The sequence below is a fragment of the Candidatus Coatesbacteria bacterium genome (assembly GCA_014728225.1).
In the GTDB taxonomy this organism is placed as follows: Bacteria; RBG-13-66-14; RBG-13-66-14; order RBG-13-66-14; family RBG-13-66-14; genus WJLX01.
This window is the reverse complement of sequence record WJLX01000123.1, coordinates 1-6533: the sequence shown is the minus strand read 5'-3', so window position 1 is coordinate 6533 and position 6533 is coordinate 1. Positions and strand designations below refer to the sequence as shown.

3 protein-coding genes are annotated in these 6533 nt (G+C 70.1%); 1 reads left to right on the top strand and 2 read right to left on the bottom strand.

The annotated features are described in order from the left end of the window. Positions 1-142: 142 nt before the first annotated feature. Both GF399_08845 and GF399_08840 read right to left on the bottom strand, forming a co-directional pair. Positions 143-2761, bottom strand: coding sequence for an SH3 domain-containing protein (locus tag GF399_08845; GenBank protein ID MBD3400426.1), 2619 nt, complete (start codon positions 2759-2761; stop codon positions 143-145). Between the two features lie 19 nt (positions 2762-2780). Next, the gene (locus GF399_08840; GenBank protein MBD3400425.1) at positions 2781-5870 is read right to left on the bottom strand and encodes a DUF3160 domain-containing protein; all 3090 of its coding nucleotides are present in this window, start codon (positions 5868-5870) and stop codon (positions 2781-2783) included. 132 nt (positions 5871-6002) lie between these two features. Between GF399_08840 and GF399_08835 the strand changes: the two genes are divergently transcribed. Then, positions 6003-6419 (top strand): transcriptional repressor, encoded by a 417-nt coding sequence (locus tag GF399_08835; protein MBD3400424.1) that lies wholly within the window; start codon positions 6003-6005, stop codon positions 6417-6419. Positions 6420-6533 lie beyond the last annotated feature (114 nt).

Here is a 6533-nt window from a genome sequence, read left to right as displayed (position 1 = left end):
GTTTTTGCATCTCGGCGACCGTTACGAACGAGGGTAACGGTCCGCCTCCGCAAAAACCGTGCCGGTTCCGGCGGCTGGCTTTCTGACGTTGATCGGTGGTGTCGGCGGCTGTTTTTCAACGCTCGCCGTGTTTGGGGCGTTGCTAGTCGGTTTCCGCGGCTTCGCCGTCGGTCTCGTCGTTATCGGGCTCTGCGGGTGGTACGAGGGGTCGCTCGGTGTCGCGCAGGAAGGTCTCGCCTTCGAGTTCGATGCAGGCCCAACCGGCTCGTTCGTCGGCGGTGCGCACCTCGGCCCAGTTATCCTGGACGCTCAGGACCTCGACGACGTCGTCGAGGTAGAGCATGCCGATCTTGTTGCCGGTGGTGGTGGAGGGTGCGTCGCGCAGTCGCAGGGCGTCGACGACGACCTCCATCCGTCGGGTCTCGGGCTCTTCTTCGGGACCGGTATCGAGTTGGGGTTTGTCGAGTTTGGTTTCTTCGACCTCGGCGGGGTTGATCGAGAGGCGCAGGAAAGCGTCTTCGATGGTCCGGCGCAGTTTGTCGACGTTAACGGTGGAGTGGCTGGAGTCCTTGGTGGAGGCGTAGTACAGGTCGAAGGTCTGGTTGAAGGCGGCCTTGAGGGCTCCGGCGGCGGCGGAGTCGCCCAGCTCGCCCAGGCCGCGGGCGGCGGCGATATTGACCAGCAGGTTGGGGTCGGCCAGGGCGCCCTCGAGGAGCTCCCGGTCGCCGGGAGCGGCCCGGCGGGTCAGGTACTGGACGGTCAGTCGGCGCACGGAGGGCTGGGGGTGTTCGAGCAGTTCCTCGATCCGCTCGGCGCCGAGCTTGGTGAACAGCAGCTCGACGGCGGTCCAGCTCCGGTCGTCGTCGCCGGGGTCGTTGGTGGAGAGGTACTGGGAGAGGGGCAGCAGTTGCTCGTCGCTGGGGTTAGCCGGCAGGTTGTGGCAGTAGGCAACGAAGGCCTCGCGGCGCACCCGGGGGCTGGCGTCGGAGCGCAGAACCCGGGCCAGGGGCGCCAGGGCCTGGGGCTCGGAGAAGGCGGCCAGAGCGTAGGCGGCGGCCTGTCGGCTCTCCGGTTCGACGGCGCCCTCCAGCACTTCGAGGAGGGGGAAGAGCAGGTTGGGGTCGGCCACGGCGGCGCAGGCCCGGGCGGCGGCGGTCAAGCGCAGCGGCGGCGTCGCCGGGTCTTCCAGCACCCGGGTCAGCACGGGGGCCGATTCGGGCAGTCCCAGCTCGCCGAGGGCTTCCAGGGCGGCGACGGAGAGCTGGACGTCACCGGGGCGGCTGGAGCGGGCGTACTCGGTCAGCACGGGCAGGGCTTTTGTCGAACCGCCCAGGCCCAGGGCGTGGAGGGCGGCGACGGCGCGGGGCTCCGTCGGCTCGGACTCCAGGTAGTCGTTCAACTCGTCGACCAGGACGGGTTCATCCCCGCGTCCGAGCAGGATAGTCAGCGCCTCGAGGGCGGCCGGCTCGTCGAGCTCGTCGAGGAGTTCGACGCGCTCGCGCAGGCGGTCGTTCCAATCCTCGTCGTCGAAGCGTCCCCGCCAGGCGGCCTCGACGGCCCGCACCGCCGGGGGGAGGTCGGCGTAGAGGACGGGGTCATGCTTCTGCCGCAACAGGGCGGACAGGGCCTCGTCGGCGTCTTCCAACTGATCCTCGTCGGCCGTGGCCAGCAGGTCCGCGTCGCCCAGCAGTTCGACGGCGGCACGCATCGTCGCCAGTCCGACGGCGGGCTTGGCGATGACGAAGTCCGCCGTCGTCTCGAGAGCCGCGGGGTGACCGTTTTCGCGCAGCAGTTCGAGGACACGCTCCTCGTCGCCGGGCGGATCCTCGAGCAACAGGGCGGTCAGGGCCTCCAGGGCGGCCTCGCGCCGCCGCAGCTCTACCAGGTAACCGGCGATCTCCAGCCGCTCGGCGTTGTCGGTGCTATCGGCGAAGGCCTCCTCGAGGAGGTCGGCAGCCTCGTCGCGCTCGCCGGAAGGCGGCACGGCGGCCAGGGCGCGCAGGGCGTCGGCGCGCAGCTCGGCGTCCCCGAGGGCGGTTTCGATCAGCTCCAGGGTCTCTTCGCCGTCGACGACGGCCAGGGTGACCAACAGCTCGCCGCGCACGGCGGAAGCGGTCTCGAACTCGTAGGCCCGGCGCAACTCGGGTTGACCGACTTCGGCGGCCAGACCCCGGGCGCGCAGCATCTCCAGGGCGGCGATGCGCACGGCGGGGTAGGGGTCGGCCAGACCCCGGCGGAAGAGGTTCAGCAATCGGGCCTCGTCGTCCAGGCCCAAGGCGCCCAGGGCCCGGTAGGCCCCGGCGCGTAACTGGTAGTCGCTGGAGGGTTCAGCGCCTAGAACGGTTTCGGCGATCAGGACGGCGTCGTCACGGTCGCCGACGCGGACCAGGGCGTCGACGGCGGCCCGGCGGACGCCGAAGTCGGCGTCGTCGCGCAGGAGCCGGACGAGGGTCGTAGCGGCGTCGGGATCGCCCAACAGGCCCAGCACGCTGACGGAGTCACGTCGCAGCGCCGGCTCGGCGGCGCGGTCGGCCATGTCCAGCAGGCGCGTGACGAGGGCCGGCGGGATGCTTTGCGGTTCTTCCACCTCCTCGAGCAGGGCGGTCAGCCGCGCGAGGACGTCCAGGCGGACGGCGTCGTCGGCGGCCCGACCCAACTCGGTGCTGAGGCGGGCCAGGTCATCGGTGAGCTCGGCGGCGGCGGGAACAGCGGCGATCACCGTGAACAGGGCGACGGCGATAAAGAGAATCCTGGGACGCATCGTAACCTCCCGGTTACGGTCAGGGCGTCGCTTCAGCGGCGGGAATGAAGGAGGCGGTCCAGCCGGGTCGCGGCGGGACAGCGGTCTCCAGCTCACTCAGCCAGGCGGTGCGCTCCAACGGCGTGTATCCGGTGCGCTCGTAGTAGGCGTAAGCGGCGCCACAGACCAGCAGGCGCCCGCCGGCGGGTCTGTCGACCAGACGCAGGACCTCTTCGGCCCCGGCGACGCCGGCGTTCAAGTACATGGTTCCCTGGGCGTTTGCCCCCAGGTTGTAGGCGGCGCTGCGGGCGCTGGTCGACCGGCCTCCGGCGCCGGGGACACCACCGCGGAAACAGTCCTCGGTCAGCGCGGCCAGACGGCGGCCGAAGCCCAGCAGGAAGCGTCGATCCTCCTCGGTCAGTTCAACGCCGGAGGATTGCTGGCGGGCCAGAGCCCCGAGACGACCGAGTAACTCATAGAAGGCCAGGTAGGTATCCTCGACGCGGATGCCGACGGGTTGGGCGCTGACGCTGGGTTGGGCCATCAGCTCCTCGACGGAGCCCTCCTGGCCGACGTAGGTCGTGGGCAGCCCGCCGGCGCCGGCGGCGAACTCGGGGAACAGCTCGTTCTCACGCAGGGTGTCGTGATGATTCTTGACCAGCTCGGCCAGGCGCTCGAACAGCTTGGGCGACGGCTCCAGGAAAACGTGGGGCAGACCGACGTCGACGATCTCGCCCTGGGCCGGAGCGGGCGGTTGGGGGGTGAGCTGACCCTCGACGCCGCCGGGCTCGGCGGAGCGGGCGGTGAGGAAACCGCAGCAGCAGTAAGCGCCGCGCAGCCCGAGGGCTCGCTGGACGGTCTCGTCGAGGCCGTCCTCCACGGGGGTCGGCGGATCGTCGAGGTAGGGTCGCAGGCAGTAGAGCAGCTCGTAGAACAGACCGCCGGTGTTGCGCCGCAGCTCGAGCTGGACGGCCTCCAGGGCGCCCACGTAGCCCGGATATCCGTCCTCGCCCTGGACCTCGACCAACTGCCGCCAGGCGGCGACGGAACCGTTGGCGGCGGCGATGTCCAGCAGCTTGGCCGTGCGGCCGAAGTCGTCGGCGCCGCCGGAAAAACCGCTCAGACCGGTCAGATAATCCTCGAGGGGCCAGGAGCGCTCGGCGAACAGGGCGAAGGTCGGCGGCTCGTCGGCCTCGGCGGGATCGACGCCGCCGATCTGCTCCTGCAGCTCGCCGCAGGCGGCCATGAATCGTTCCAGCCCTTCGGGGTCGGTCAGCTCGGCCAGGGCGACGTCGGCGCCGTAGGAGCGCCGCAGCAGGTCATCCAGGGTGTCGATATCGAAATCGTCGGGGTCGCCGTAGTGTTCGGCGAAGAAGCCGTCCAGCCGCTCCCAGGCCTGCCGCGTCTCGCCGGTGGCCAGCAGGTGGGTGGCCACGGCGGCCTCGAGGGCCCGCTCGGGATCGGTCAGGTCGAACTTGACCAGGCTGGCCCAGGCGTGGGCGCGGTAGTAGTCGGCGGCGGCGCTGTTGCGCTGGTAGGCCGTCGGGGGGCTGAAGAGCTCCGCCGGGTAGGTCGTTCCCTCGCGGCTGACCACTGGGGCCGGACCCGTGCCCCGGCGCACCGCGTTGGCCGCGGCGTGGGCGTCGGGGTTGGGGATCTCGGGGCGAATCTGGGCCGCCGGGACCAACAGCTCGCCGCCGACGGCGAAGTAGTCGCCCAGGTAGTCGAGGGCCGCCGTCACCCGCACGTAGGCCTCGTCATCGCCCAGGGCCTCGACGAGCTGCGAACCCGGCGAGCCGAGGGCGTACTCCCGGGCCTCCTGCAGGCGGTGGCGCTCCTGGGCCACCCGTTCGCCCAGGGTGAAGAAGAAGCTGTCCAGGGCCGGCCGGACCGTCTCCTCCTCACAGCTCTGCAGCAAGAAGTCGAAGTAGTAGTCGGTCAGCTCGAGAACGACGTCGGCGGTGATGTAGCTCGGACGGTGGTAGTCCGCCGGGTAGAGGACCTCGCCGGGATCCTGGGCCAGGTAGAGATCGCTGAACAGCTCCCAGCGCCGACCGGGATGGACCACGCCGCCGCGTTCCAGCGCCTCCAGGGCCGCCGGGGTCAGCTCCGGATACTGCCAGAGGTTGACCACGTCGGCCAGAGGCAGGGGCAGCTCCTGATAGAACAGCTTGCTGTAACCGTCGACGGCATCGGTGAAGTAGAAGCCCGCCCCGTCGGGCGCCCAGGCCAGGGAGCCGGGCTCGGTCAGCTCGTTGAGCTTGAGCAGCCGGTTGCGCGCGGGCTCGTAGTAATAGACCCGGTGACGTCCGCCGACGGTGCCGATGAACAGGATACCGGTCATGTTGGGGGCCAGGACGGGTCGGCGCCCGTAGAGACCCTCCAGGGCGACGACCTCCTCCAGCCCGGAACCGACGATCTGCGGGCCGTCATCGGTCTCCCGCTGGGCGATGAAACCCAAACCGTGGGGGCTCCAGCGGGTGTGCTCGACCCGGCCCCCGTCGCCGGCGAAGTCGACGGGACGGCGGTCGGTACCGTTGTCGCGGATGGTGAAGGCGCCCTTGTCGGCGGTGTAGAGCAGGCGGTGATAGGCCTGGTCCGTGCGGAAGGGCAACGGGCTCCAGCGGGGTTCGAACTCGTCGCCCACATCGACGGTCAACCGCTTGGCATCGGCGCCGGTGGCCTCGGCGACCCAGATGTCGAAACCCTTGCCCGCCTGGTCGCTGGCGTAGGCCAGCAGGGAGCCGTCGGGTGAGTAGTGGGGGTCGCACTCCTCGGCGGTGTCGTGGGTCAACTGGACCAGGTCGCCGCCCGTCGTATCGACGCTGTAGAGATCCCGATTGCCCGCGCGGTCGGAACAGAAGGCGATCCGGCTCCCGTCGGGGGAGGGCGCCGGGGTGAAGTCGTTGCCCTGGCCGTCGGTCAACTGACGAACCGGCGGCAGTTCGACCTCCAGCACCTCGACGTCCTCGGGGATCAGGGTGCCCCCTTCGCCGGGACCGCCGAACAGCAGCAGGGCTCCGGTGACGATACCGCCGAGGACGACGACGGCGCCGAGGGGGTAGAGGATCTTGCCGGCGACGGGAAGCTCACGGTACCAGTCGCTCAAGCGGTTGAAGAGGTTGGCCATGGTCGGTTTCTTGTCCGTTCGTTGGGGGTTGGGGTCGGCCTACAGGCGGACCAATCCTACCCGCGACGACGGGGCGATGTCAACGGCAAGCCCGTTGATATTGCAACATGGTTGCGGTACAATCAGGTTGTCATGGCCTCAGGCAACCCCGACAGCAACCGCGATCTCGTCAACGAGCTGCATCGCCGCGGTCTGCGCTGCACCCGCAACCGCCACCGCCTGCTGCGCCTGCTGGAAAATAGTCCGCGTCCCCTCTCGCGCAGCGAACTCCTCGACCGCCTTCAGCCGCCGCCGGACCGGGTCTCGCTCTACCGCGCCCTGCGCGACCTCGAAGCCGCCGGACTGCTGCGAGCCGTCAACACCCCCGAGGGCAGACGCTGGGGACTGCGCAGCCGCCCCCACGCCCACTTCACCTGCAACGTCTGCGGACGCGCCCTCTGCCTGGAAGACACCCGACCGCCCGAGGTCGCGCTGCCGCCGGGCTACCGGGCCGAAGCCGTCGAACTCCACGTCTCCGGTGTCTGCCCGCGCTGCCGGGCGGGCCGTTGAAAAACCACCCCGGGCCGGACCCAATCGTCACGGAAACCACCGCCGGAACCGGCACGGTTTTTGCATCTCGGCGACCGTTGGAACGGCGGCAACGGTCCGCCTCCGCAAAAACCG